The organism is Iodobacter fluviatilis (genome assembly GCF_004194535.1).
GTDB classification, from domain to species: domain Bacteria; phylum Pseudomonadota; class Gammaproteobacteria; order Burkholderiales; family Chitinibacteraceae; genus Iodobacter; species Iodobacter fluviatilis_A.
On the sequence record NZ_CP025781.1, the window covers coordinates 615,930 to 639,532 of the forward strand.

Consider the following 23,603-nt stretch of genomic DNA (forward strand, 5'->3'; position numbering starts at 1 on the left):
CCACATTCTATCCACCAAAGCGCTTGTGTCTGAACCTGAGTACTAAAACCCACCTCCAAAGTAAAAGCGCTATTCAACATCTCGTTTTCGCTCATCGCCATCACTGCACATACGGCAGGCCTCAGATAAGATTAGTGGAGTATCGCCGGACCTCCAAATGAAATCCTGATGAAAATCTGATGCTGGCTTGAATAGCTAAACAAAAAAATCGCCGCATTAGCAGGCGGCGTTTTCAAAAATTTTTGAAAGTCAGTTATGGCAAGCTGCTAGATGATTTGTACTGCCTAAACCTCGTTGAAATTATTATCCATCTCCCCCGTACTCTAGGGTCTGTTGATGTTTCATTCGCAATTGTGTAGTGGTCAAGTATTTTCAGACCCCAAGATCGGTTTTTTGCTGCCATTTCTTGTTCGTCAATCATCGGTGGCTTGTGCCTCGAGTTGAGTGCAATCGCATGCAGTTATAGAAACCTACAATGTACTCGGTGATGTCTTTTCCCAATGATTGGCGTAATCCCGATGCCAAACGCGTTCCATTTTCAAACTCAGGAAGAAACGCTCCATCACCGCGTTATCCCAGCAATTGCCTTTGCGACTCATGCTGCACACCATGCCGTGTTGCTTGAGCAGCGCTTGATATTCGTGATTGGCATATTGGCTGCCACTATCGAGAGTGCACCATCAGCCCCACCGCGGGTTTTCTCGCGCCAATCGCCATCCTCAAGGCGCGGCAAACCAAATCCGCCGGCATCGTCGCCGACATGATCAATTAATAAAAACTCCCGATTGGGGCTAATTGTCGAATTCACGAGCAACTTCAGTCTGTTAAACAATCAGCCCCCCACCACACACAAGACAGCGAAAGCAGTTAGTCGGATAGGGCAGAGGACTGCTGACGTCTAGATAAGAGCTCTTGTAATTCACTCATCATAGATACCTCTTTGTCATCTCTTTTAACAATATTCTTACGAGTAGATTTGTTGTCCTCAAGTAATGTTTGAATCTGATCTTTCCCTGCCGGAATAATTGTGGCCCACTGTCTAGTCTCGCCAGCAACGGGTTTTGTTGCTTGGGGCATCGGAGGAGGTGGAGGTGGGGGTGGAGCTTGCAGAAATGGCGCACTCTGATTAATCGAATTGCTTGCTGCCAAGGTAGTCACAGCTTGGGTGGTTTCGACAGGGGCAGACGGTACTTTTTGCAACGCATGGATAGTAACAGGCGTTTTTTTAGGCGCTATTTTCCCTGCTGTGTTTTCTAATGCATCTTTAAATGCCTTGTTCTCCATTAGCCTTTGTATATTCTCACCTAAATGAGGTTTACTGGGTTTTTTTGTAGTTGATAACGTGTCATTTAGCTGTTTAGATGTCGTTTTTTCTGGTGCAGATAATTCTTTTGGTGAGGAGCGCACTGTCACTAGTGAACCCGTGAGACGCTGTGCTTTTTGTTCGGGGAGGGCGGTAGTTTTCGACTCCCACATCGCCCTCATTGATTGATAAGGCACATTAGATGATGCTGAAACTGGCATAATAATACTCAATTATGGATAAAAGGGCTTCATCATTTCTTATAATGAATCAGCAAGCTTTCAGAATTCGCTCTTTTGTTTTTTTTAATTGAGCCGCACTAAACAGGATAAAATAAATTAATCACACCTTATCGGCTTTCGCGAAATGATAATCAATGCCCACCAAACGCTTGGCCTACCGACTATGCGCATTCTGCAATAAATTTGGCAAGGCCATTAATAAATTAACTTCTGAAATTACACTGTATTCAAGCCAAGTGACCTTTTTAAAATGTATGCTAGGACTGGGTAATTAAACGTTTTTATATTAAATTACCTAATTATGTCTCTTGCTCAGGCCCCCTTGATTTAGCAATCCGTATGGCATGAATTCGGACGATCTGAGGGGTTGTGAATTAGGGAGAGCTCTTAATCCACACATGCTGCATGCTTTACTCAAACCAAGCCACGCCCTTATGGGCGCTTGGCTGAGCAAAAAACATAATCAGGTTAAATTATCAGATTGGTATATAAATTTTTTACTTATTCCACAGCATACTTATAGGCTGTTATTGTTGTCTTGTTTGCATTGGTTTGCTCCAATAACAATGACTCCATTTAGATTCATTGCGTTTCGTTGATTAAATTGAACAAGTGGAATAATGAGGTTTATTTAATAAACTAATATTGCAGCTGCTGTTCTTGAATAGCAGCTGACGAACCTTTTTGCAGCTGCCATAGCGGATATTGGCGCTCTAAAAAAGCATCCAACGCATCTTTAGCCACGTTAAAGGAATGTATATCTGCTTGTTTAAATTGTGTCATCGCTGAGAAAAATTGATTTGTTAGTGTTAATTCACCTTCTTGCTCTTGCTGCCGCAGAAAATATGCAGCTTCAGCATGCACAGGGCTATCTGGATCAGCTAACTGGCTAAAGAGTTTTTGTAATGGCTCATGCTGCGCTGTGCATAGCGTCTTCCAGCGTTCATCCAACTCTTCTACCTGGCGCAAATGGAAATAGTGCATCATTGGCCCGCTCAAGGTTTTGCTTCCCCAGCGCTCCAGCAAAACAGTAGAAAAGCTCTCCCCTAGCGTCAGGCCTAGTTCTGCACTTACCCCAGGTTGTACGAGTACGCTTCCTGACAAGGGAATCGCTACATCCAAAGACTGGCTCACACGAAAGAATTGCAAACGATAAGCTGCAGCCTCTGCAGGAAACTCCTTGAGCGTTTGATAACGTGGTTTATAAAAACGTAACAACAAAGTCGTTCCCGCGCTTAATTCTAGCCCAGCAGTCATGCTTTCAAGATCAGCAGCGCCCAGCCCCTGGGCCTGTAATGTAGGCAGTAAATCAGCTAATAGCCCATCTAAGGACAAAGCTTTTCCACTACCACTTACAGTAATACGCAAATCTTTGTATTCACCATCTCGCATTGGATTGTGATGAATTCGCTCACGTTCGGTTAATGAGGCCTCTACTTTCACCCCAAAAGACGCCACGCCACCACCAATATCAAGCGCATAACTGCGATCACGAATTTCTAAATTAACCTTGTCGCAAAAACTAGAGAGCTGTAGCAAACGAGCTGAATTATGCTTAACTGGTGGTTCATGAAGCCGAGCTACAAGGCGATTAACTTCATCCATTGGCTGTTGTTTTTTTAGCAGAGCGCTACCCAGCACAGCATGGCACAGTGCCATATTGGCAAATACCTCTTCTCTGCCCTTGCCTTGCCAACTACGGGCAATAGAATCCTCAATCACATTCACTTTTAAATGAGGTTTACTTATATCCCGCTGCTGAATTACGGCACAATAATGATCAAATTCGGTCTCCAAAACATGAAGCGTTTGATGCAGCGTCTTAACAGGCAAGTTATTTACTTCATCAATATCATTTATGTTTTCTGTAGACGCATCAGCTAACGCTAATAACCGGGACAGTGGTTTACGATTTCTATCCTCGCCCAACATACTGAAACACTTTTCATTTAGTGCATTTAGGCGCTGGTGAGCAATCGTCTCATCCACAGCCACCTTGTCATCCCCATCTTTAAGCTTATCCCAAAATTGCGTTTGCGATTCCACCTCAATAATAATTTTTTCTATATTTATTTGGGCGCCAGCCCCTACACGAGCCGTCTCCATATCAGCTCGCACTTGCGCGCTCCCCTTTGCGCTATAAGCATTCCCTGATCCTGCTTGCTGCTGAGAGAGGCCAGATAGGCCATCTGAACAAGTCGGAGTCCCTACCATACCCAGCAACACTGAAAGTCTTTGTTGCTGGTTCTTCACTTGCTGTTGCAGCTGCCGGTAAGCCTGCAGCTCATTACCATGCCCTTTACGCATCAGCTTTAATAAAGCACCAATAATGGTGCGAGACCCTTGTTTCAGCGTTTCACGGCGCGATGCATGCTGCAATTGATGTGCATTTATATGAACAAACGCTTTAGCACTACTGTATTCATGAAAGTGAAGCACCTGTGTTTTGCCTTTAAGGCTCGCGCCTACCGTTGCAACACCACTCAATCCGAGCTTGGCCCCTGCACTGGCAGTCAACGAAAAGGACTTATTCTGAAAAACGAAACCCTCATCATCGTTGTCCATCCCTTTCGCACATAAAAAGTCTAAGCCGACCTTCGCTTTTGCCCCTCCATCCAGCCCAAATCCGACGCCAACCGACACGCCTCCCCGCCGTTCACGGCTAGTGCCTGGTTGATCAAAAGCTTTAAACTGATGCAACAATTGCTGCTCAGCAGCCTCTCTTGCCTGCTCAGCCCAAGCAGCAGAGCCTAATACACCCAAGCGCTTACTTAATTCCGGTAAAAAACCTTTTGCAGGTAATAAGCGAGCCAATCGCTCCATTTGCAGCGATAACATTGCACACTCTTTAATATCAAGCACCTGCTCGCTTTTAGAATGTAACTCTTTAATAAGTGATACGAGCTCACTCTGCGGTTTTGTTTGTAAGGTTAAACTCGCTGACCCTCGTAAAAATAGAAAACTGCGCTTGATATTTGGATGTAAGGGATCAGATTGCTGCATCAATGTGCGCTCCATACCCCTTAAAGCTTGCAACAATACATCTCGTTGAATACGAGTTTTATCATTAATCAGTATTGCTGGTTCAGCCCTAATGGCCTGAGGCATGCACACAGCATAAGCCGCACTTAACTCAACAGGCAAAGCGGCCGAATTTTGACGCACAATAGAAGTAGCTTCATTATTGCATTGCTTTAAAGCAAGAGAATGATTTAATACAGACTCTTGTGTAATCCTATTGATTTCCCTCATTACGACCTCCAATATCCGATAAAACACCAAAATAAACCCAAGCATGCCAACCTGAAATACAAAGCCATGATAAAGAAAACATATTTAAGTGTTATCCAATAGGAATGATCAAAAATCATAAACGACAATATGAACAACAAGTAGCTTTATTTATTAAACATAACAAATAATATCATTACTTACAAAAAACGATCACAATCAAAAACCCTACATTAACCACGATGAGCATGGCCATTTTATTGCCAGGACGTCAATAGTACCGATGTCAAGACTTTCTACATGGATGCCGAAGTGAACTTTGCGCCATTGCCGGCTAGCAAGAGAAGCACAAACCCATTGTTACTGAGAAAACAGAATCGCTCTACCCCGCCTTGCTGCTGCATGTCTAAACAGAAGCGGCAGATTGCGCTCAAATATGACAGGTATAAATGCGCAAAGAAATATAAGGCAGAAAGGGAAGGAAAAAATATTGGGATTGTGCGGGATGAAAAGAAAAAAGGGCTCCAGCTAAGAAGCTGAAACCCTTATATTCTTTGGTGCCGACGGCAGGAATCGAACTCGCGACCCCCTGATTACAAGTCAGGTGCTCTACCAACTGAGCTACATCGGCATAAACTATACAACACCTAAAAAAGCTTAGGTTTTACTACTGTAGTACTGGTGCCGACGGCAGGAATCGAACTCGCGACCCCCTGATTACAAGTCAGGTGCTCTACCAACTGAGCTACATCGGCAATAAAACTTTTCTACTATATATTACTGCAAAGTACGCCTTAGCTTACTCTTTAAATACTTGGTGCCGACGGCAGGAATCGAACTCGCGACCCCCTGATTACAAGTCAGGTGCTCTACCAACTGAGCTACATCGGCGAAGGCACGCAGATTAATTGATCAGGCCTATTTTTGCAAGCCCGTACTTCAATTATTTAGCTAAGTCCTTGGAAGTAAAGAAGGCATCAGAGAAAAATTCATCGCTAGGCAAGCCGCGAGAAACACAATGTGTGTAAGCCGCTTCCACCATAACCGGTGCGCCACAGGCATAAACTTGGTAACCGGCTAGGCTGCCAAAGTCATCCAGCACCGCTTCATGCACCAAACCGGTACGGCCATTCCATGCATCTTTTTCGCTTGGCTCAGATAAGACAGGGATAAACGTAAAGTTGGCGTGCTGTTGCTGCCATGCGGAGGGTAGCTCTGGCATATAAATATCTGCCAGCGTACGCGCGCCCCAATACAGTACGATTTCGCGCTGAATACCGTTATTAAAGGCGTGCTCCAGAATCCCTTTAATCGGCGCAAAACCAGTGCCGGTGGCGATCAGCAATATGGGCTTATCGCTATCTTCACGCAAGAAAAACGAGCCCAACGGGCCAGTGAAGCGCATGATTTCGCGCTCTTTCATGCTATTCCACACATAATCTGAAAACTCACCACCAGCCACGTGGCGAATATGTAATTGCAGATACTCGGCATCATGCGGCGCATTGGCAATCGAGAACGAGCGCTTTTTGCCATTTTTAGTATGAATATCAATATACTGCCCAGCCAAGAAAACCAGCTTTTCGCTGCTTGGCAGCTTTAAAGACAACACGGCTACATCCTGTGAAACTTTATCTATGCTTTGCACGCGGCACGGCAGGGTTTTGATTTGGATATCTTTGCTGGCAGTGACTTCTTTGCATTCAATCGTGATATCAGCGTCCGTTGTGGCGCAGCAAAATAGCGCGTAGCCATTTTCACGCTCCATCGCCGATAAGGCACTTTCTGCGTGATCACCGTGAGTGACTTCCCCCGTAATCACTTTGCCTTTACAAGAGCCACACGCGCCATTTTTGCAGCCGTAAGCCATATTAAAGCCGCCACGCATTGCGGCGTCTAAAATAGTTTCATCTTCATTCATGGCTATTTGCTGGCCACTTGGTAAAATAGTAAGTTGCTTGCTCATTGCGATCCGCTATGCGAAAAAATCGATTACTTATTATAGGGTGCGGCGATGTGCTCATCCGCGCCCTGCCTTGGTTAACCCATCGTTTTAAAGTCTATGCCACCGCGCGTAATTCAGAGGCGGCTGCCAAGCTGCGCGGCGTAGGGGTGATTCCTGTACTCTGCGATCTAGACCAGCCAAAGAGCCTACGGCGCTTATCGGGCCTAGCCCGCTGGATGGTTTATAGCGCACCTCCTGCTCCCAATGGCGAAGAGGATATCCGCTGCAAGCGCTTTATCGCCAAGATGGAGCGCTACACCGGCGTTGATAAGTCTGCAATTCTAACACCTCGCCACCTTGCCTACATCAGCACCAGCGGCGTTTATGGCGATTGCAAGGGTGAATGGGTGGATGAAACACGACCACTGCGCGCGCAATCAGCCCGCGCCATTCGCCGTGTCGCTGCTGAAAGCAGCTTAAAAGCTTGGGCTAGATCACAAAAAATTAAGCTGGCTATTTTACGTGCTCCAGGGATTTATGCTGCGGATCGCTTACCCACAGAGCGAATTATGCAAGCCACCCCTGCATTAATTCATGCGGAGGATAGTTGGTCTAATCACATCCATGCAGATGATTTAGCCCATGCGGTTAGCATGTCACTATTTCGTGGCAAGACATTACGGGCGATTAATGTGGCAGATGATCAGCCACATAAAATGGGAGATTATTTTGATTTAGTTGCAGATTCTATCGGCCAGCCGCATCCACCACGGATTAAACGCTCAGAAGCACCCGCAGTATTGTCGACGAGCTTAATGTCGTTTTTAAATGAATCACGACGCTTAAATAATTACCGTTTAAAGCAGGACTTGCGCTTGCAATTAAAATGGCCAAATGTTGGGCATTTTTTAGCCAACAAATAAAAAAAGGGGCGATCAATTCGCCCTTTTTTACTTGAAATTTATCTTGAATAATTAGGGTATGTTGACGTTTCATTCGCAATTTTACTGAGCTGGGAAACGACCAAGCACAAGGCATGCGACGAAAGCAATAACAAGTTATTTCCGAGGAGCATAACGCAGTGAATGGCCGTTTCCCGACTCTGCCCTTCGAGTTGGCTTCATTTTTGGGGGGCACGGCGTTAAAAGATGCTAGCCAGTTAATGCTTTTCTTTCTGCTTCAAGCTGGGCCATCAGCCTTTGAATATTGGCTTCAATCTGCCTTGCTAAATTAACATACTGGCAACCCACCATCCAAGCAAAATGCCCAGGACGCTGCTCTAAGTGGCGCAAAGAGCGCACTTCAAAATTAAGCTTCATCACGCCTGCGGGGCCAAAATCAAAAGGGATATCGTTATAGACTTTGCCCACTTCTATTTGTGGCTTAAGCTCGCTTGGCACCCAAGCGCCAATTCCACCTAAAGATACATCGTGTACATTCAGCCATTCGTGTGTGCTATTAGCAAAAGGCAATTGGCAGCGATAAGGCCGCGCCACGGGCGTAGGTAATCGATAATATTCGCGCCGCTGCAATTTAATTAAATCAGACGGAAAAACCGTTGTTAAAGCAGGGCCCCCTTGGTACTGGCAATTACGCACAATACCCACGGCAAATTGGATTTTTACCCCATCTGGAACAGCCAGCACTAGTGACCTAGCAGAGTTAAGTAGCATTTGATTGCTGGCTGCATTGCCACCCACATCAAAAATAAACGTCTTGCCTTTGATGTCGACTTCTAAAATACGCGATAGCAGCAGCTCACGCCCTTCATTTAAATAGATGGTAATAAAATCACCACGCTGAGCCAGTGTGCGAAGCACAGCGCCTATCTCCATCGGCGCGGTCATCCGAAATGCCCCAATCTCCTCACCCTCTGGTATTGGACTTATTTGCTCGCTTTCACTCACGGATTTCTCGCCTTAATTTATTATTCATTAAGCAAAAGGGTTAAATCATGTACAAAGACACCTGCCCCAGCCCCATAACTTACCATCACCCTAGGCTTACCACTTTTATCTAGCAAATAGCTACCGGCGCTATGATCAACCGTGTAATCCCCGCTGCTGCTCATTTGTTTTTGATAAATGATTTTATAACGCCCTGCCACTTCAGCTAATTGTGTTGCGTTACCTGTAAGGCCTAAAAATCGCGAATCAAAAACGGGGACATACTGATTTAATACTTGTTGTGTATCTCTATCTGGATCGACAGAAACAAATAAAACTTGAACCTGATCTGCCTTGCTGCCTAATTGCTGCATTGCGTTTTTTAATTCAATCATCGTGGTTGGGCAAACATCGGGGCAATGTGTATAGCCAAAAAACATCACCACAACCTTACCTTTGAAATCCGCCAAAGTACGCGCCTTACCTTTGTGATCCATTAAAGCAAAGTCCCCACCCAGCGAAGCACCACTAATATCACTACCTTGATACTCTGGCTTTGAGCAAGCTGAGAGCAAAACAAAACATAGCATGCACAATAAAGCTCTCAACATAGATTTTATTTTCCTTATATTAATTGTTTATAGCTTGCTTTGCACTCGCTCCACAAGCAAGTAGCGTAATTGCTTGTGCAGGCAAAGTTAAATCTTGCGCATTCGGCTGAAAGGCAATTTCTGCGAGCATAGGCGCGGGCAAATTCGCTCGCAAATAAGCGATATTATCTGCATAACGTTGCATTTTGGGATCAATCTGATTTGCAATCCAGCCAGCTAGCCTTAAGCCACTATCCAAAATTGCTTTCGCGCTTAATAAAGCATGATTTAAACATCCCAAGCGCATTCCTACCACCAAGATAATGGGGGCCTGTAAGCGCACAGCAAGATCGGCGATATTGTACTCATCAGACAAGGGTGCAAACCAGCCACCCGCTCCTTCTACCAGCACCACATCTGCCCATGCTTGTAAATGATGAGCGGCAGAAGCGATATACTCCAAATCTAAACTCCGCCCCTCCTCCCTGGCGGCCAGATGTGGTGATATCGGGGCTTCAAACAGATACGGGCAAACTAAAGCAGCAGGAGCTTGAATACTAGATGCCGCAGCGTGGGCGGCAACATCGCTATTATAAAGCTGGCCATTGCGCCACTCGCAGCCCGCCGCTACGGGTTTCATTCCCACCGCAACGTGCCCTGCCGCAGCAAAGGCACGTAATAGCTGGGCAGTGGCAATGGTTTTACCGACATCGGTATCAGTGCCGGTTATAAAGTAGCGTGCTTCTATCATGCTTGCCTTGGCCTAAATTCAATAATCTGGCTGCCATCGGCGCTCTTTCTTGCCGGTTTATTCAAAGGCTTCCATGCATGGCCGTAGACCACCTCATAGGTGCACGGCAACACGCCATTAGCACGAAATGTTTCATATTTAGCCACCACTTTTTGCCATGCTCTCTTACCCAACAAGCCACGCGAGCGGCCTTGCACCACATTGTGCGCACCAATATCTTTTAGGTCTTGCATCACCGCCTTGGCGCTATCGTAAGTCATGGTGAGGTATTCCATATCCATCACTGGCGTACTTAAACCATTTTTCACCAAAGCATCGCCTAAATCGTGCATATCAATAAAACGATTCACATGCTGGGCTTGATCCACCGCCGCAAAAGACGCGCGTAACTCTTTTAAGGTATCTGGCCCAAGGGTAGCAAACATCAATAAACCACCAGGCTTTAACACGCGGGTAAACTCTGCAAACGCAGCATCTGGCTCATTACACCATTGCAAGGTCAGACTGGACCAAATCACATCGACCGATTCATTCGCTAATGGAAGCGACTCAATATCGGCGCAAAGATAAACCGCGCCTTGGCCACGTATAGAGGCCCATAGCTTTTTTAAACCGCCACCTTCTTTGGCTCTTGCTACTTGTAACATGCTAGGCGCTAAATCCAGCTCGATTAACTGAGCGTCTTTATACAACTGGCGTAATTGTGGTGCACAGTAGCCCGTGCCACAGCCTGCATCTAATACCACGCTTGGATTCACCTTGATGTAATCCAAGCGCTCGAACATGCGATCAGCGACTTCGCGTTGCAACACCGCCGCCGCATCATAGCTCCTGGCCGCTTTATCAAAAGCTGCCCGCATGGCGGCTTTTTCTGTGTGAAACGCTTGGCTCATGCCTCTGCCTTTGCAAATTTCATTTTAATAAACTCAATCACTACGGGTAATGCAGGAATTAACACCAAAGCAATGGCAATCGAGCCAATATTTTTAGCAATAAAAGGAATGCCGCCAAGAAAATAACCAGCGTAAAGCAAAGACAGTACCCAAACTGCCGCACCTATAAGATTAAACATCACAAAACGGCGATAACTCATCTCTGCCATGCCCGCTACAAAGGGCGCAAAGGTACGAACAATAGGTACAAAGCGCGCCAAAATAATCGTTTTACCCCCATGTTTTTCATAAAAAGCATGGGTTTTTTGTAAATAATCTTGGCGAAAAATTTTAGAATCTTTATTTGCAAATAGCTTATGCCCAAAGTATCGACCAATGGTGTAATTAAGCGCATCACCCAATACGGCAGCACTAAACAATAAGCCAATCAATAGATATAAATTCATATGGCCGCCACCCGCCAACATGCCTGCCACAAAGAGTAATGAATCACCCGGCAAAAATGGCATCACTACAACACCGGTTTCAATAAAAATAACCGAAAATAATAGGGCATACACCCAGTTGCCATACTGGCGAATAATCTCGGCTAAATACACATCAAGGTGCAGAAAAACATCTACTGGATTGAATTCCATGTTTTCTCTCTTTAAACATAAAAACGCCGACGATCAAATCGCCGGCGTTTTGGGTGGCGTTAAAACAACACCAATGGATACTTTCGGGCGCGTATGACGTGCCCCTCGCTTTATACCACTGCTTCTTCTTTAATTTTAACCGGCTTGACCATGTTTTCGCGGGTTACGCCCAGCATCAGCAACAGTGGCGAGGCCACCAGCACCGATGAATAAATACCAAACACGATACCAATGGTCAGCGCCATGGCAAAGCCATGCAAGGCAGCACCACCAAAAATCAGCATAGATAAGACCATGCACTCGGTAGAGCCGTGGGTAATGATGGTACGGCTGATCGTAGCGGTAATCGCGTTATCAATCACTTGAGGTACGGTTTTACCACGTAGATTTGGCTTGCGGAAATTCTCACGAATCCGATCGAACACCACCACCGATTCATTCACAGAATAACCCAGCACCGCCAGAATACCCGCCAACACAGTTAGGCTGAATTCCCACTGAAATAAGGCAAAGCAGCCCAGAATAATGATCACATCGTGCATATTGGCGATCACAGCCGATACCGCAAAACGCCATTCAAAGCGAATCGCTAAGTAAGCAATAATCCCCAAGCAAACCAGCAAAAGCGCTGTAGCGCCATGGGTAACCAGCTCGCTACCTACCGATGGGCCGATAAACTCCACTTTACGTAGCTCAACATCGCTACGATCTGTTTTGAGTAGGTTCAAGACTTCATTGGATAGCTGAGCGCTGGTTTTAGTTTTGATATTAGGAATCCGCACCATCACATCGCGGGTTGTGCCTAAGGACTGCACCTGCGATTCGCCGTACTTTAAACCATCCACTTTTTCACGGATCTTGTTTAAATCAACCGACTGGCTATAGCGCAGCTCCATTACCGTGCCACCGGTAAATTCCACGCCCAGATTCAGACCTTTCATTACCAAAAACATCACGGCTAGCACAAATGTAGCCAAGGAAATCGCCGTTGTGAGCTTGCCATAACTCATAAACGGGATATCACGCTTTATATGAAAAAATTCAATCATTACGATGCCCCCTTACACAGACAGCGTCGAAACACGACGGCCGCCATAAATGAGGTTAATGATGCCGCGAGAAACAAAGACCGCGCTGTACATCGACGTTAAAATACCAATGCAATGCACCCAAGCAAAACCACGCACCGCGCCAGAGCCAAAAATCAGCAGCGCAAGGCCAGCGATCAGGGTCGTGACGTTAGAATCCAAAATAGTGGCAAAAGCATGGCCATAACCATTATGAATTGCAGCCTGAGGCGTCATGCCCGCTCTAAGCTCTTCGCGCACCCGCTCATTAATTAGCACGTTGGCATCAATCGCCATACCCAGCGTTAAGGCAATCGCAGCGATACCAGGCAGAGTCAGTGTTACACCCAGTAAAGACAGCAACGCCAACAAGAACAATAAATTGGTAGCAAGGCCGACGGTAGAGACCACACCAAATACACGGTAGTAGATCATCATAAATACTGAGATCGCCAAGAAACCGTATAGGGTAGAGTGAAAGCCACGGGTGATATTATCTTTACCCAAGCTTGGACCAATAGTGCGCTCTTCAACGATATTCATCGGCGCTGCCAATGAGCCTGCGCGTAAGAGCAGTGCAGTGTCATTCGCTTCTGCAACCCCCATAGAACCAGAAATCTGCACGCGACCGCCACCAATTTCGGAACGAATCACGGGCGCTGTCACCACTTCGCCCTTGCCTTTTTCAACCAAAACCATAGCCATACGCTTACCAATACTTTCTTTGGTGAGCGTCTTAAAGATAGCCGCGCCGGTTGAATCAAGGTTTAAGTGAACCGCAGCTGAGTTTTGATCATCAAAGCCCGCTTGCGCGTCGTTGATATTATCCCCAGTGAGCTCAACATCTTTTTTCACCAAAATAGGGCTAACACGGCCATTTTGGCCACGCTCATTCAACAATTCATAGCCCGCAGGCACATTGCCGTTAAGCGCTTCAGACATTTTAGCTTGATCGTCTTCTACCATGCGCACTTCTAGCGTGGCAGTACGGCCTAAAATATCCTTAGCTTTTGAAGTGTCTTGCACCCCAGGCAATTGCACCACGATACGGCCTTCGCCCTGCTGCTGAATAATCGGCTCGGCAACACCCAGCTCATTCACGCGATTATTCAAAGTGGTAATATTTTGCTTAACCGCATCATTCTTCAACTGCTGCAAAGCAGCTGCAGAGTATGAAATTACAATTTTGTTTTCAACAACATCTATTTGGCGCTGCTGCAAGACTTTACGCAAAGCTTTAACGGCCTCTTGCGTTGTGGCCTCATCGCGCAGCTGCACTTCTACGCTATCTCTGGTGCTGACAATACGGCCGTAGCGAATTTTTTTCTCTTTTAGCTCACGGCGAATATCACCTGCAGTTTTTTCTAATGCTTTATCTACTGCAGCTTTCATATCCACTTCAAGCAAGAAATGCACGCCACCGCGCAGATCCAAGCCCAGTGACATCGGCTTAGCACCCAACTTTGTCAACCAAGACGGGGTATCAGACAACAGATTTAAGGCCACGCTGTAATCTTCACCCAGCTTAGTTTGCAAAGCTTCTTTAGCCTTGAGCTGTACTTCAGTGTCTTTAAAGCGAAACTTAACTGAGTTGCCATCAAAAAAAGCGTCTTCAGTCTTAATGCCTGCATTTTTTAAAATATCTGCGGCAGTGTGTTGCAGCGCAGTATCCACTTTAACCGTGGCACGAACACTCGCAATTTGTACTGCAGGGCTTTCGCCAAATAGATTAGGCAGGGTATAGAGCGCTGCCAAAGCAACGGTCAAAATAATTAACAGGTATTTCCAAAGCGGGTAGCGATTCATAACGGGACCCAGAATGCGCAAAAGGCGATGCTTTGTTTGAAAAACAAAGTCACCGCCTATTGGCTTTATTTGTTGTTTTTAATAGTGCCTTTTTCCAAACGCGCAGCAACTGCAGCACGTTGGATCAAGATTTCTACGCCGTCAGCCATTTCAAGAGTGACATACTGCTCGTTCACCTTAGTGATACGGCCCAGAATACCGCTGCTGGTTGCCACTTCATCGCCCTTGGCAAGAGCAGCCAACAAAGCTTGTTGTTCTTTGGCGCGCTTTTGTTGTGGACGGATCAACATGAACCAGAACAAAACAAAAATCACGATCATAGGAAGGAAAGACATAAAGCTCATTTCTGCCGCCGGTGCGGCGCCTTGAGCAAACGCGGATGGAATGAACATATAGGGTCGGTTCCGTGTGAGTAAAGCAAAGCGGGCCATTCTAGCCGCTGAACCGCACAAAATCTACCCAGCTTTTTTGCTATAGGTCATCAAAGCGACTTAAATCGCCTGTGTTCAGTAGCTAGATTAGCATCTGGCTTTTTTAAATCCCAAAAAAGCGGAACTTTCACCAAGCTATGTTGTCACGTCCAAACGCCCCACCTCTATCGCTCAGCTACTTTGCTTTAAAAACAAACGATTAAGCCCACTTATTGGCATAAATGCTGCGATTGACTAGGCCCAAAATCGCTCTAACCAACTCTTTTTATGCCACTTTTCCTGTGCCCCGCAGGATAAAAAGTACTCGGTGTAACGTTTATCGCCTTCCATAATATGATTGGTGAGCCAGTGTCTTAAAAAATGCATCAATTCAAAAGTCACCGCTTCACCTGCACTTAACCGAAGTTGTAGCTCGTTCATTTGGTTTATTAAATCTTCGTGATGTTGCTTATGCGCATCGTAATCTGGATAACCTAAGATACGCATTAAACTTTCTTCCACAGTAAAGTGTGTTCGGGTGTAATCGGCTAAGCGCCCTAGAATCTGGACAGAAGCCTCGCTACCGTGGCGCTGACGAATTGCATCGTGTAATTCATTAAGTAATTCAATCAGCACCTTGTGCTGCTCATCAATTTCCTGGATCCCCACCGATAACTCATCAGTCCACTCAAAAAATAGTGCCATTGCCGTGTTACTCCCTATTATTTAATAATTTGATAGGGATCATGCCGCCGAGGAGGCCTATTAATATTGACGTATATCAAAGTTTGGCATCAGCCTAGGGAAAGTCTGAATAAGAAATAACCATGAAAATGGGCTATTAAGGGCTGCGGCCTACTGCACTCATCAGCGAGTATTTGTGAATATGCTACCCCTTGCAAATCGCCTTTTAATAATGCGCTAGCAGCCTATCGGACTTAAGCGATCGTAGCGAGGGAAGGACCGGTTTGAGACAGATTTCGTGGGTTTTTGAGGCGAATAGCTGGCTATTCAACGAGAAAATGCGTGAAATCTGGCCAAATCCGGCTTTTCCGTAGTAGATCAGTCTTAAGTCCGACAGGCTGCTAGGTAACGACTCATTAGTAAGCTCAAAGCTTAAAACATAAACATCAACAATCTAGCGATCACGCCCCACCCCTACTTTTACAAGTAAAAACATTCTCAAAACTAAGGGGGAATGCGACAATGCGTGGAAGAACACTAACAGGTATACAAAAATGTCTTGGCTAGAACTACGCATCACCACCGAATCCATCCATGCAGAACGTTTTTCTGACGCGCTGTTTGACTTGGGTGCGCTCTCCGTTAGCATTGAAGACGCGCAAGCCGGCACTGATGCAGAAAAGCCAATTTTTGGTGAGCCTGGTGAACCCGTCGATCAGTTGTGGGAGCAAAGTATTCTGCTCGCACTGTTTGATAAAGGAATCAATACTGCACTGATTGTAGCCGCGGCCAGCACGAGTTTAAAACTAGCCCTCCCCTCATTTGATGTAGTGCGTGTAGAGGAACAAGATTGGGTACGCCTAACTCAATCCCAATTTAATCCAATCCCTATTTCTGATCGTCTATGGATTACCCCTACTTGGCACGAATGCCCAGATGCTGGTGCGATCAGCATCCAACTCGATCCAGGCTTGGCCTTTGGCACGGGTAGCCACCCAACCACCCGCCTTTGCTTAAAATGGCTAGATAGTAATCTGGCAGGTGGCGAAACCTTACTCGATTACGGCTGCGGCTCTGGAATTTTAGCGATTGCTGGTATTAAGCTAGGCGCCGTGTCTGCTGTTGGCGTGGATATCGATCCGCAAGCCATGACTGCCTCACGGCAAAATGCCGAACAAAATGTCGTTGAAGTTCAGTTTTACTTGCCTGATGCCGAGCCAACCTCCAGTTACGACGTGGTGATTGCCAATATTCTAACCAATCCACTCAAAGCACTTGCCCCGATGCTAGCTGCTAAAGTCAAATTGAATGGCCGTATTGCCTTATCCGGCATTTTGGCCGAACAAGCTGACGATGTTATCGCTATTTACAGCCAATGGTTTGCCATGAACACACCGCAAATCGAAGATGGCTGGGTCTGTTTATCAGGTACGCGCAAGTAATATGAATGACATCACCCGTTGCCCAAACTGCCAAACCGCTTTTCGTGTAACGGAAGCGCAGCTTGCGGCCCACCGCGGAAAAGTTCGCTGTGGGCGCTGCGCCTTTGTCTTTAACGCCAAAGACAGCTTAAAGAGCGATCCGCTTACAGAAAAAGTCAACAGCATACCTACTACTACAAAAGAGGCATCTCTTGTACTGCCCCATAGCGTGGTTGTAGAGACCCCTCAAGTTAAGCCACACATCGCCAGCCCAAAGCCACAGCCTATTGCCGAGCCGGTAGCCAGCACCGCTGAGCCTAAAGTGGATAATGTGGCGATAGCGATACAAAACTTAGCAGCAGATATCCAGTATGAGGCGATACCCGCCACTGATTCGCATACGCCCAGCGCCAAAATCGCCAAGCCAGTACCTCAACAAGCTGCCCCAGCTTTACCAAAAAAAACACCAAAGCCTGTTACCCCTCCCGTAAGTAAAGAGCCAGTACCTCAACAAGCTGCCCCAGCTTTACCAAAAGAAGCACCAAAACCTGTTACCCCTCCCGTAAGTAAAGAACCCAGCAGCTATCGCCCCATCTATATGGATGACGATAATCTGCTGGCCCCAGCGCCTGCCCACTCCAAATGGCATTCAGTTTATATAGCGGCCATTGTTCTGCTGATGCTGGGCTTTGCCCTTCAGCTTGCCTACCATCAGCGTACTCAAATCTCGATGGAGCTACCATGGCTAAGGCCTAAGCTAATCAGCGCCTGCCAAGCATTAGGCTGCAGCATGCCCCTACCTAAAAATACCGAGATGCTTCGCTCAGAATGGTCAGAACTCAGCTACGTGCCCGAGTTCCCCAATATTATTCAGCTCAATGCCACCTTGCGAAACTTGGCTCAATACGAGCAAGCATTGCCGATGCTCGAAGTCACCCTGACGGATGATCAAGAACATATCGTACTTAAAAAAGTATTTAAACCCAGCGAGTACCTCAGCAGCCATGATAAAAAGCGCCTGCAATTTGATGCGCAAGATGAGCTACGAGCCTTTTTACAAATAGACTTAGGTGAGCTGCACTCCACCGCTTACTCAATCTACTGGTTTTATCCATAATGCCCGCACCGATTAATGGCGAAAAAGATAAAACTTATCTCACCCCCTGAAATGGCAGGCTAAGGTGGCCAAGCTGGGCCAATTAAATTATCCTTAGCACCCCCTTACAAAAGAGCGGCATTAAGGTATTGTGATGAAGCACTCAGGGGCTATAGTTATTTAAAATATAAATGTAGGTAGAGGGCAAATTTGCCTAATTACTGATCACTTAGACGGAGTAGATCATGGCCACTATTTTACTTAATCATACTGAAATTAATGTTGGGGGCCACTTCCCTGTTGTTGGCGAATACGCCCATAGTTTTCTTTTAGTAGACACCAACCTGATCGATGTACCCTTGTCCCGCTTTGCTGGCAAACCCAAAGTCATCGCCGTTATTCCAAGTATTGATAGTGCCATCGGTCTGAATATTGCTCGACAACTAGAAAAACTATCTATTGATTGGCCAGAAGAAACCATCATCCTCGTGATCTCTGTGGATACGCCCTATGCCCTTGCTCGGGCCATGGAGCAAGAACGCTTTCGGCGTGTGCAGCTGCTCTGCACCCTGCGTGGCCGTGATTTCCACAAAGACTACGGTGTAATGATCACGGATATTCCCCTATCGGGCTTGATGGCAACGGCGCTAGTTGGGGTAAATAGCGACGATATCGTGATGTATAGCGAGCTAGTGGCCGATTTAAGCTTTGAACCCGATTATGGCCAGATGGCCGAATGTCTATTCCCTCCGACCGAAGAAGAAGACACCCCGCTTGAATTAGATATTGATACTGAAAACAATCAAACTTAAACAATCAAACTCCGCCATCATCGGCACCTATTTCAAGCCTGTGCTGCTTGCTATTCAAAGCTGCGCTAATAGATAATTAATATCGAAATAATCCCATCAATAGCCACAAAGGAAACATTCATGTCTGCAGTGACTCTGGGCGGCAACGCCATTGAAATCAAAGGTTCTTTCCCACAAGTTGGCCAACAGGCACAAGACTTTAGCTTAGTTGCTAAAGATTTGTCTGATGCAAACTTGGCTACATTTGCCGGTAGCAGAAAAATTTTGAATATTTTCCCAAGCGTGGATACCGGTGTGTGTGCAGCTTCGGTTCGCCGCTTTAATGAAACGGCATCGACCTTAGAAAACACTGTGGTACTGTGCATTTCTGCCGACTTACCATTTGCACAAAGCCGTTTCTGCGGCGCTGAAGGCCTCGAAAACGTAGTGAGCCTATCTACCATGCGTGGCCGTGATTTCCTCAGCAACTACGGTGTTGAAATTGTAAGCGGCCCACTAGCAGGCGTTTCTGCCCGTGCCATTGTGGTATTAGATGTAAACAATCAAGTTTTACACACAGAACTGGTTTCAGAAATCAAAGAAGAACCTAACTACGCAGCCGCTTTAGCTGTGCTCTAAAAGCCATCAAGGGTGGGTATATGCTCACCCTTTATTTATTAATTTCCCCAATAACCAATTGATTTAGGGTGTTTTTTAATAGCGCAGCAGCACATTTTCAAACATTGCATTTAGCGCATTTTTCTAAGGTTTCACACAGCCCCATGTGGCCACTCGATTTCTTCTCCCAGCAAGCTCCCTACCAGCCCTTACTGCCGTTTATTCAACAGTTTAAACACTTTCCTCAGCATGCAGATTGGGATGCACTTGGCCCCATAGCCCGCAACCAGCAAGGCCTGCCGATTCGCTTTGTGCCACCAGAATCTCTGAGTGACTATTACGAAATCGCCATTGCCCAGCATGGTCATGTTGCCACTCGGCAGGATAATTGGCACGATTGCTTTAATGCTCTGGTTTGGTGTGCCTTTCCCCATAGCAAAGCAGCCATTACCGCCTTGCATATGCGCCATTTCACCCCTGATCACCCTCGCGGCCCCGTGCGCGATGCCGCCACCCTGTTTGATGAGTGCGGCTTAATTCTGCCCTATTGCGACGATAACTTATTACAATTGCTGATTAATCATCAATGGCAGGATTTATTTCAAAAGCATAAAGAGGATTGGGGCATCAAAATAAACGCACTCAGCTTTGGCCACGCTAATTACGAAAACCTACTAAAACCATTTCTGGGGCTCACCGGCAAATGCTGGCCAATCAAAGTAACGACTGATTTTTTTAAGTTCACCCTCGCTGAGCAATGTGCGCAATTAGATACACAATTAGCGCAGTTATTAAATGACGATCAATTAAAAAAAACCCATCAACTCCCCCACTGCCTTATTTAGGTATTCCAGGCTGGTGGCAAGAGCAAGACGATGCGTTTTATGCCAATACACAATATTTTAGAGCCCGCAGATTACATAAATTGAACGCCCCAATTCATAAGGCTTAAAGTGATTCCAATCAACATCGATATCCCAGACTACGGCGCAGATACGCATACCATAGAAAACTGGCAATGGTTTCAGGCCGTAGGCCATTTAGTGGCAAGTGAATTAGCCAGTAGGCCACGCGGCACGCTGGCGGTATTAGAGGCCGAGGAGAGAGCGTATTGGCTGGCTTTAATCGAGGGGCAATATTATTTAGCTACCGCGCCCATTGTCGAAGGCGAGCTCTACCTTAACGCGGCCGCCCTAGCGCGGGATTTACTTGGCCTGTGTGGCGATGAGCTGGCTTATATGCGCAGCAACCTAGCCAGCTGGTTATTAAACCAAAGCACGCTACAAGTGGAAGCCAGCCAATTGCAATGCTGGAAAGTATTGCCGGTGTATGCGGGATGGGATGATTAATCACCACCACCGCCGCCGCCGCCGCCCCTAACGCAAAGCCACATCCAACTGATCAATCGCCTCTGCCCAATCGGCATCAACTGACAGCTGCTCGCGTAAAAACTGCGCTTGGCTAGCGCTCCAAAAATCAGCATCTGGCAATCTGATGCTTTTTTCGATAGGAGAATACTGCAGGATAAATGCAGCAATCTCCTCGTCGCCAGCGGGCAAGCCCAGCTGCTGAAATAAAGCACGAAAATGATGGTTAAACTTTTCCATACATAGCTCCCTATTTCGCATTAGCTGAAACTCACTTCCCCAGCAATAAGACTACCCACGCCAGCGGCTCTTGGCCCACACTTTTTGCTCCGCCTCCGTAAAGTAGCTCCAAGCCACCACGCGGCTAATTTTATTACCCTGTGCCATATCCAGTGTTTTCACTTGCACCGCGCCTATCCGCTCGAGTGCTTGATAAACCAGTGGCAAGTTATCTTGCTTAGAAACGAGGGTAGAAAACCACAAGCACTGCTGCCTAAACGGGCGGCTTTGCGAAATCATGCTACGCACAAAACGCATCTCGCCCCCTTCGCACCACAGCTCACTACTCTGCCCGCCAAAATTTAATACGGGCGGTGGCAAGCCTTTGCCCTTGGCGTGCCCCGTGCCCAAGCTGCGTAATTTACGCCGCGTGCCACCTGCGGCATCCGCCGCCGAAGAATGAAACGGTGGGTTGCATAGGGTAAATTCAAATAAATCTGTGGACTTAATCATCTCTTCAAAGATGTTTTCAGCATTAGCTTGGTAGCGGCAAATTAGGCCGTCTTTTAAAACTTCATTGCGTTCAAAAATTTCATAGGCGTTATCTAGCGCCAAATCATCGATATCGCAACCAACAAACTGCCAGCCATACGCTACCTTACCTAGCATTGGGTAGATGGCATTTGCCCCCACACCAACATCCAGCACTTGCACCGCAGCACCACGCGGCACCACGCCCTTATTACTGCTTGCCAGCAAATCGGCCATAGTATGAATGTAATCAGCACGGCCTGGGATAGGCGGGCAAAGATAGCCTTCTGGCAATCCCCATTCTTTAATGCCATAAAAATGGCTGAGCAGCGCACGATTGAGCGCTTTTACAGCGGCAGGATCGGCAAAATCAACCGATTCATCACCATAGGCATTGGGGCGACAAAGGGAGCTAAATCTGGGCAACTAATGATCAGCGCAGGGAAATCATAGCGGCCACGGTGAGGGTTACGCGGATGAAGATTATTTTTAATAGCGGGGAATTCTTTTTTTTCAGACATTATAGCTACTGCTGTGCGGGGTAATCATTAGCCGAACCTTAACAGAAAACGCATCTTTACCCTAAGCAAACTGTGGCAATCGCTCTAACAGAAAAGTCATCTTTACTATATGCAAGCAGTGTCAGGAGATGGCCCCGCCCCAATCCTATCAACTTAAGGAGAATTTGTAGCTTGGGTGAGCCATCTGCGAGCTAAGTTTACCTCGTTCAGCGATATACAGCGTAATCGAACATCCTTTTGCACATAAATGTTGGGTTACGCAGGTTTGATCACCAAAAATCGGCGAACTCAACCTACACAAGCAACATGTTCTGTTGATTTTGCTTTAGCTGATAGGGCGGGGTGAAACTCGTGAGTCATACTGAAAAACACGCGGCTTGCATCCTCCGTATGCTGATTCAACGCTTGTCATTGTGTGGCAACGCTATGGAGTCTGGCCAAGGCAATCGCATTAAGGATCACTTGACAGCCCTGATATAGTGATTCAAGTCCATCAACTCATCATGGATGATGTCTTTGGCAAGAAACAAGGGCCAGCTACGAATTGGGACATGATTACCTGAAACCCGACACTTAAGCCCCTTATGAGAGAGCCTGCCCGAGCATAAGCCGCTCAATGATCGTTCCTACCGAGGTGAGCGGTCATTTTTTTGCCCGTAATAAATTATTACGGCTCATTATTCAGTTTTTAACGACTCATTGGCGTTAATTCACACTCACCCAAGATCCAATCCCTAAATACCTGTATTGGGTAGGCATCGTGTTTGCTTTTGGGGTAGACGAGGTAATAAGCATTTCGGCTTTTTACTGGATGATTAATCGCCACCACAAGCCGCCCACTAACGAGCTCTTCTTGCACTAAAAATAGAGGCAAAACCGCCATACCTAGCCCCGCCAATGCAGCTTGAATCACCATATAAAACTGCTCAAACCTTGGCCCTTTACCGGTATTTTGCGCTTGCACACCCACCGCCTCAAACCAATCGAGCCATGCTTGTGGGCGGGTGGTTTGTTGCAATAATGTAAAACCTGCCAGATCGGCAGGGCCGGTTAAAACATGGTCTTCCAATAGGCTGGGAGCGCAAACTGGGACAGTTTCTTCGCCCATCAACCAGTGATACTCCACTCCCGGCCAAGAAGTATCGCCAAAATGAATCGCCACATCGATCTCTTCTTTAGCAAAATCAAAGGGCTTGAGGCGGGTGAGTAAATTAAGCTGAATCTCTGGGTAACGCGTGGTAAAGCTGCCCAGCCTTGGCACTAACCAGCGCGAGCCAAAGGTCGGCAAAATCGCCAGATTCAGCGCGCCGCTGGTGCCGCTATACGCCATTAGAGCCAGTGTGGCGGCCTCGGCCTTATCTAATACATCCCGAATATCCCGCGCATAGGCCTCCCCTGCCTCGGTCAGAACTAAACGTTGTTTAATTCTATGAAAAAGCGCGCGCCCCAAAAACTCTTCCAATAAGCGAATTTGCCGACTGACTGCGCTCTGAGTGACGTTGAGCTCTTCGGCTGCACGGGTAAAGCTAAGCTCACGAGCCGCAGCATCAAAACACTGCAAAGCGACTAAAGATGGAAGAATACGCCGCATAG

The 23,603-nt window shown here is 46.6% G+C and carries 20 protein-coding genes, 3 tRNA genes and 3 pseudogenes; 7 read left to right on the top strand and 19 right to left on the bottom strand.

Going from position 1 to position 23,603, the window contains the following annotated elements; genetic code table 11:
- Positions 1 to 417: 417 nt before the first annotated feature.
- The 7 genes and pseudogenes from C1H71_RS02540 to C1H71_RS02570 all read right to left on the bottom strand — a co-directional run.
- Positions 418 to 762: pseudogene (locus C1H71_RS02540) on the bottom strand (DDE-type integrase/transposase/recombinase); the annotation flags it as partial.
- A gap of 105 nt (positions 763 to 867) precedes the next feature.
- Entirely contained in the window at positions 868 to 1,524 is a 657-nt protein-coding gene (locus tag C1H71_RS02545; RefSeq protein WP_130105172.1) for a hypothetical protein, read from the bottom strand.
- A gap of 660 nt (positions 1,525 to 2,184) precedes the next feature.
- On the bottom strand, positions 2,185 to 4,797 hold the full coding sequence (locus tag C1H71_RS02550) for a hypothetical protein (protein ID WP_130105173.1): 2,613 nt from the start codon (positions 4,795 to 4,797) through the stop codon (positions 2,185 to 2,187).
- 534 nt (positions 4,798 to 5,331) lie between these two features.
- Positions 5,332 to 5,407 (bottom strand) — tRNA-Thr (locus C1H71_RS02555).
- A gap of 48 nt (positions 5,408 to 5,455) precedes the next feature.
- Positions 5,456 to 5,531 (bottom strand) — tRNA-Thr (locus tag C1H71_RS02560).
- 60 nt (positions 5,532 to 5,591) lie between these two features.
- Positions 5,592 to 5,667, bottom strand: a tRNA-Thr gene (locus C1H71_RS02565).
- A gap of 52 nt (positions 5,668 to 5,719) precedes the next feature.
- Positions 5,720 to 6,742, bottom strand: coding sequence for a CDP-6-deoxy-delta-3,4-glucoseen reductase (locus C1H71_RS02570; protein ID WP_130105174.1), 1,023 nt, complete (start codon positions 6,740 to 6,742; stop codon positions 5,720 to 5,722).
- 11 nt (positions 6,743 to 6,753) lie between these two features.
- Here C1H71_RS02570 and C1H71_RS02575 point away from each other — a divergent pair, with 11 nt between their 5' ends.
- Positions 6,754 to 7,644 (top strand): NAD-dependent epimerase/dehydratase family protein, encoded by an 891-nt coding sequence (locus tag C1H71_RS02575; RefSeq protein ID WP_130105175.1) that lies wholly within the window; start codon positions 6,754 to 6,756, stop codon positions 7,642 to 7,644.
- Positions 7,645 to 7,872: 228 nt separating this feature from the next.
- Here C1H71_RS02575 and C1H71_RS02580 read toward each other — a convergent pair whose 3' ends face one another.
- From C1H71_RS02580 to C1H71_RS02620, 9 genes are all read right to left on the bottom strand, one after another.
- Positions 7,873 to 8,628 carry a flagellar brake protein gene (locus tag C1H71_RS02580; RefSeq protein ID WP_130105176.1) on the bottom strand — a complete coding sequence of 252 codons (756 nt, stop codon included), beginning with the start codon at positions 8,626 to 8,628 and terminating at the stop codon, positions 7,873 to 7,875.
- Between the two features lie 20 nt (positions 8,629 to 8,648).
- Positions 8,649 to 9,218, bottom strand: a complete 570-nt coding sequence (locus tag C1H71_RS02585; protein WP_130105177.1) for an SCO family protein — start codon at positions 9,216 to 9,218, stop codon at positions 8,649 to 8,651.
- 19 nt (positions 9,219 to 9,237) lie between these two features.
- The gene (gene bioD / locus C1H71_RS02590; RefSeq protein WP_262488374.1) at positions 9,238 to 9,948 is read right to left on the bottom strand and encodes a dethiobiotin synthase; all 711 of its coding nucleotides are present in this window, start codon (positions 9,946 to 9,948) and stop codon (positions 9,238 to 9,240) included.
- Entirely contained in the window at positions 9,945 to 10,841 is an 897-nt protein-coding gene (bioC, locus tag C1H71_RS02595; protein WP_130105178.1) for a malonyl-ACP O-methyltransferase BioC, read from the bottom strand. The genes bioD and bioC overlap by 4 nt, the downstream gene beginning before the upstream one ends.
- On the bottom strand, positions 10,838 to 11,479 hold the full coding sequence (locus C1H71_RS02600) for a DedA family protein (RefSeq protein ID WP_130105179.1): 642 nt from the start codon (positions 11,477 to 11,479) through the stop codon (positions 10,838 to 10,840). Before C1H71_RS02600 ends, bioC begins: the two co-directional genes overlap by 4 nt.
- Positions 11,480 to 11,589: 110 nt before the next feature.
- Positions 11,590 to 12,525, bottom strand: coding sequence for a protein translocase subunit SecF (gene secF, locus C1H71_RS02605; protein WP_130108109.1), 936 nt, complete (start codon positions 12,523 to 12,525; stop codon positions 11,590 to 11,592).
- A gap of 15 nt (positions 12,526 to 12,540) precedes the next feature.
- The gene (gene secD / locus C1H71_RS02610; protein WP_130108110.1) at positions 12,541 to 14,352 is read right to left on the bottom strand and encodes a protein translocase subunit SecD; all 1,812 of its coding nucleotides are present in this window, start codon (positions 14,350 to 14,352) and stop codon (positions 12,541 to 12,543) included.
- Positions 14,353 to 14,417: 65 nt separating this feature from the next.
- Positions 14,418 to 14,744 carry a preprotein translocase subunit YajC gene (gene yajC, locus C1H71_RS02615; protein ID WP_130105180.1) on the bottom strand — a complete coding sequence of 109 codons (327 nt, stop codon included), beginning with the start codon at positions 14,742 to 14,744 and terminating at the stop codon, positions 14,418 to 14,420.
- A gap of 273 nt (positions 14,745 to 15,017) precedes the next feature.
- A complete protein-coding gene (locus C1H71_RS02620) occupies positions 15,018 to 15,467 on the bottom strand; it encodes a bacteriohemerythrin (RefSeq protein WP_130105181.1) in 450 nt (149 codons plus the stop codon).
- Positions 15,468 to 16,000: 533 nt separating this feature from the next.
- Between C1H71_RS02620 and prmA the strand changes: the two genes are divergently transcribed.
- The 6 genes and pseudogenes from prmA (at position 16,001) to C1H71_RS02655 (ending at position 20,721) form a co-directional block, all read left to right on the top strand.
- Positions 16,001 to 16,888: a 50S ribosomal protein L11 methyltransferase gene (prmA, locus tag C1H71_RS02625; protein WP_130105182.1), complete on the top strand. Its 888-nt coding sequence runs from the start codon at positions 16,001 to 16,003 to the stop codon at positions 16,886 to 16,888.
- Positions 16,854 to 17,984, top strand: coding sequence for a DUF3426 domain-containing protein (locus tag C1H71_RS02630; RefSeq protein WP_130105183.1), 1,131 nt, complete (start codon positions 16,854 to 16,856; stop codon positions 17,982 to 17,984). The genes prmA and C1H71_RS02630 overlap by 35 nt, the downstream gene beginning before the upstream one ends.
- Positions 17,985 to 18,208: 224 nt before the next feature.
- The gene (gene tpx / locus C1H71_RS02635) at positions 18,209 to 18,775 is read left to right on the top strand and encodes a thiol peroxidase (RefSeq protein ID WP_130105184.1); all 567 of its coding nucleotides are present in this window, start codon (positions 18,209 to 18,211) and stop codon (positions 18,773 to 18,775) included.
- Positions 18,776 to 18,895: 120 nt separating this feature from the next.
- On the top strand, positions 18,896 to 19,393 hold the full coding sequence (gene tpx / locus C1H71_RS02640) for a thiol peroxidase (protein ID WP_130105185.1): 498 nt from the start codon (positions 18,896 to 18,898) through the stop codon (positions 19,391 to 19,393).
- A gap of 143 nt (positions 19,394 to 19,536) precedes the next feature.
- A pseudogene (locus C1H71_RS02645) lies at positions 19,537 to 20,324 on the top strand (DUF3025 domain-containing protein).
- A gap of 1 nt (position 20,325) precedes the next feature.
- Entirely contained in the window at positions 20,326 to 20,721 is a 396-nt protein-coding gene (locus C1H71_RS02655; protein WP_130105187.1) for a hypothetical protein, read from the top strand.
- A gap of 27 nt (positions 20,722 to 20,748) precedes the next feature.
- Here C1H71_RS02655 and C1H71_RS02660 read toward each other — a convergent pair whose 3' ends face one another.
- The 3 genes and pseudogenes from C1H71_RS02660 to gcvA form a co-directional block, all read right to left on the bottom strand.
- Complete coding sequence (locus C1H71_RS02660) at positions 20,749 to 20,979, bottom strand: DUF2789 family protein (RefSeq protein WP_130105188.1); 231 nt, start codon at positions 20,977 to 20,979, stop codon at positions 20,749 to 20,751.
- A 51-nt stretch (positions 20,980 to 21,030) separates the two neighbouring features.
- A pseudogene (rlmF, locus tag C1H71_RS02665) lies at positions 21,031 to 22,010 on the bottom strand (23S rRNA (adenine(1618)-N(6))-methyltransferase RlmF).
- A 688-nt stretch (positions 22,011 to 22,698) separates the two neighbouring features.
- A complete protein-coding gene (gcvA, locus tag C1H71_RS02670; RefSeq protein WP_130105189.1) occupies positions 22,699 to 23,601 on the bottom strand; it encodes a transcriptional regulator GcvA in 903 nt (300 codons plus the stop codon).
- Between the last annotated feature and the right edge of the window lie 2 nt (positions 23,602 to 23,603).

Bases quoted from the DNA above. Each gene is read 5' to 3' on its own strand.
- C1H71_RS02545 (WP_130105172.1), bottom strand. From the start codon at position 1,524: ATGCCAGTTTCAGCATCATCTAATGTGCCTTATCAATCAATGAGGGCG.
- C1H71_RS02550 (WP_130105173.1), bottom strand. From the start codon at position 4,797: ATGAGGGAAATCAATAGGATTACACAAGAGTCTGTATTAAATCATTCT.
- C1H71_RS02570 (WP_130105174.1), bottom strand. From the start codon at position 6,742: ATGAGCAAGCAACTTACTATTTTACCAAGTGGCCAGCAAATAGCCATG.
- C1H71_RS02575 (WP_130105175.1), top strand. From the start codon at position 6,754: ATGCGAAAAAATCGATTACTTATTATAGGGTGCGGCGATGTGCTCATC.
- C1H71_RS02585 (WP_130105177.1), bottom strand. From the start codon at position 9,218: ATGTTGAGAGCTTTATTGTGCATGCTATGTTTTGTTTTGCTCTCAGCT.
- bioD (WP_262488374.1), bottom strand. From the start codon at position 9,948: ATGATAGAAGCACGCTACTTTATAACCGGCACTGATACCGATGTCGGT.
- bioC (WP_130105178.1), bottom strand. From the start codon at position 10,841: ATGAGCCAAGCGTTTCACACAGAAAAAGCCGCCATGCGGGCAGCTTTT.
- C1H71_RS02600 (WP_130105179.1), bottom strand. From the start codon at position 11,479: ATGGAATTCAATCCAGTAGATGTTTTTCTGCACCTTGATGTGTATTTA.
- secD (WP_130108110.1), bottom strand. From the start codon at position 14,352: ATGAATCGCTACCCGCTTTGGAAATACCTGTTAATTATTTTGACCGTT.
- yajC (WP_130105180.1), bottom strand. From the start codon at position 14,744: ATGTTCATTCCATCCGCGTTTGCTCAAGGCGCCGCACCGGCGGCAGAA.
- C1H71_RS02620 (WP_130105181.1), bottom strand. From the start codon at position 15,467: ATGGCACTATTTTTTGAGTGGACTGATGAGTTATCGGTGGGGATCCAG.
- prmA (WP_130105182.1), top strand. From the start codon at position 16,001: ATGTCTTGGCTAGAACTACGCATCACCACCGAATCCATCCATGCAGAA.
- C1H71_RS02630 (WP_130105183.1), top strand. From the start codon at position 16,854: ATGGCTGGGTCTGTTTATCAGGTACGCGCAAGTAATATGAATGACATC.
- tpx (WP_130105184.1), top strand. From the start codon at position 18,209: ATGGCCACTATTTTACTTAATCATACTGAAATTAATGTTGGGGGCCAC.
- tpx (WP_130105185.1), top strand. From the start codon at position 18,896: ATGTCTGCAGTGACTCTGGGCGGCAACGCCATTGAAATCAAAGGTTCT.
- C1H71_RS02660 (WP_130105188.1), bottom strand. From the start codon at position 20,979: ATGGAAAAGTTTAACCATCATTTTCGTGCTTTATTTCAGCAGCTGGGC.
- gcvA (WP_130105189.1), bottom strand. From the start codon at position 23,601: ATGCGGCGTATTCTTCCATCTTTAGTCGCTTTGCAGTGTTTTGATGCT.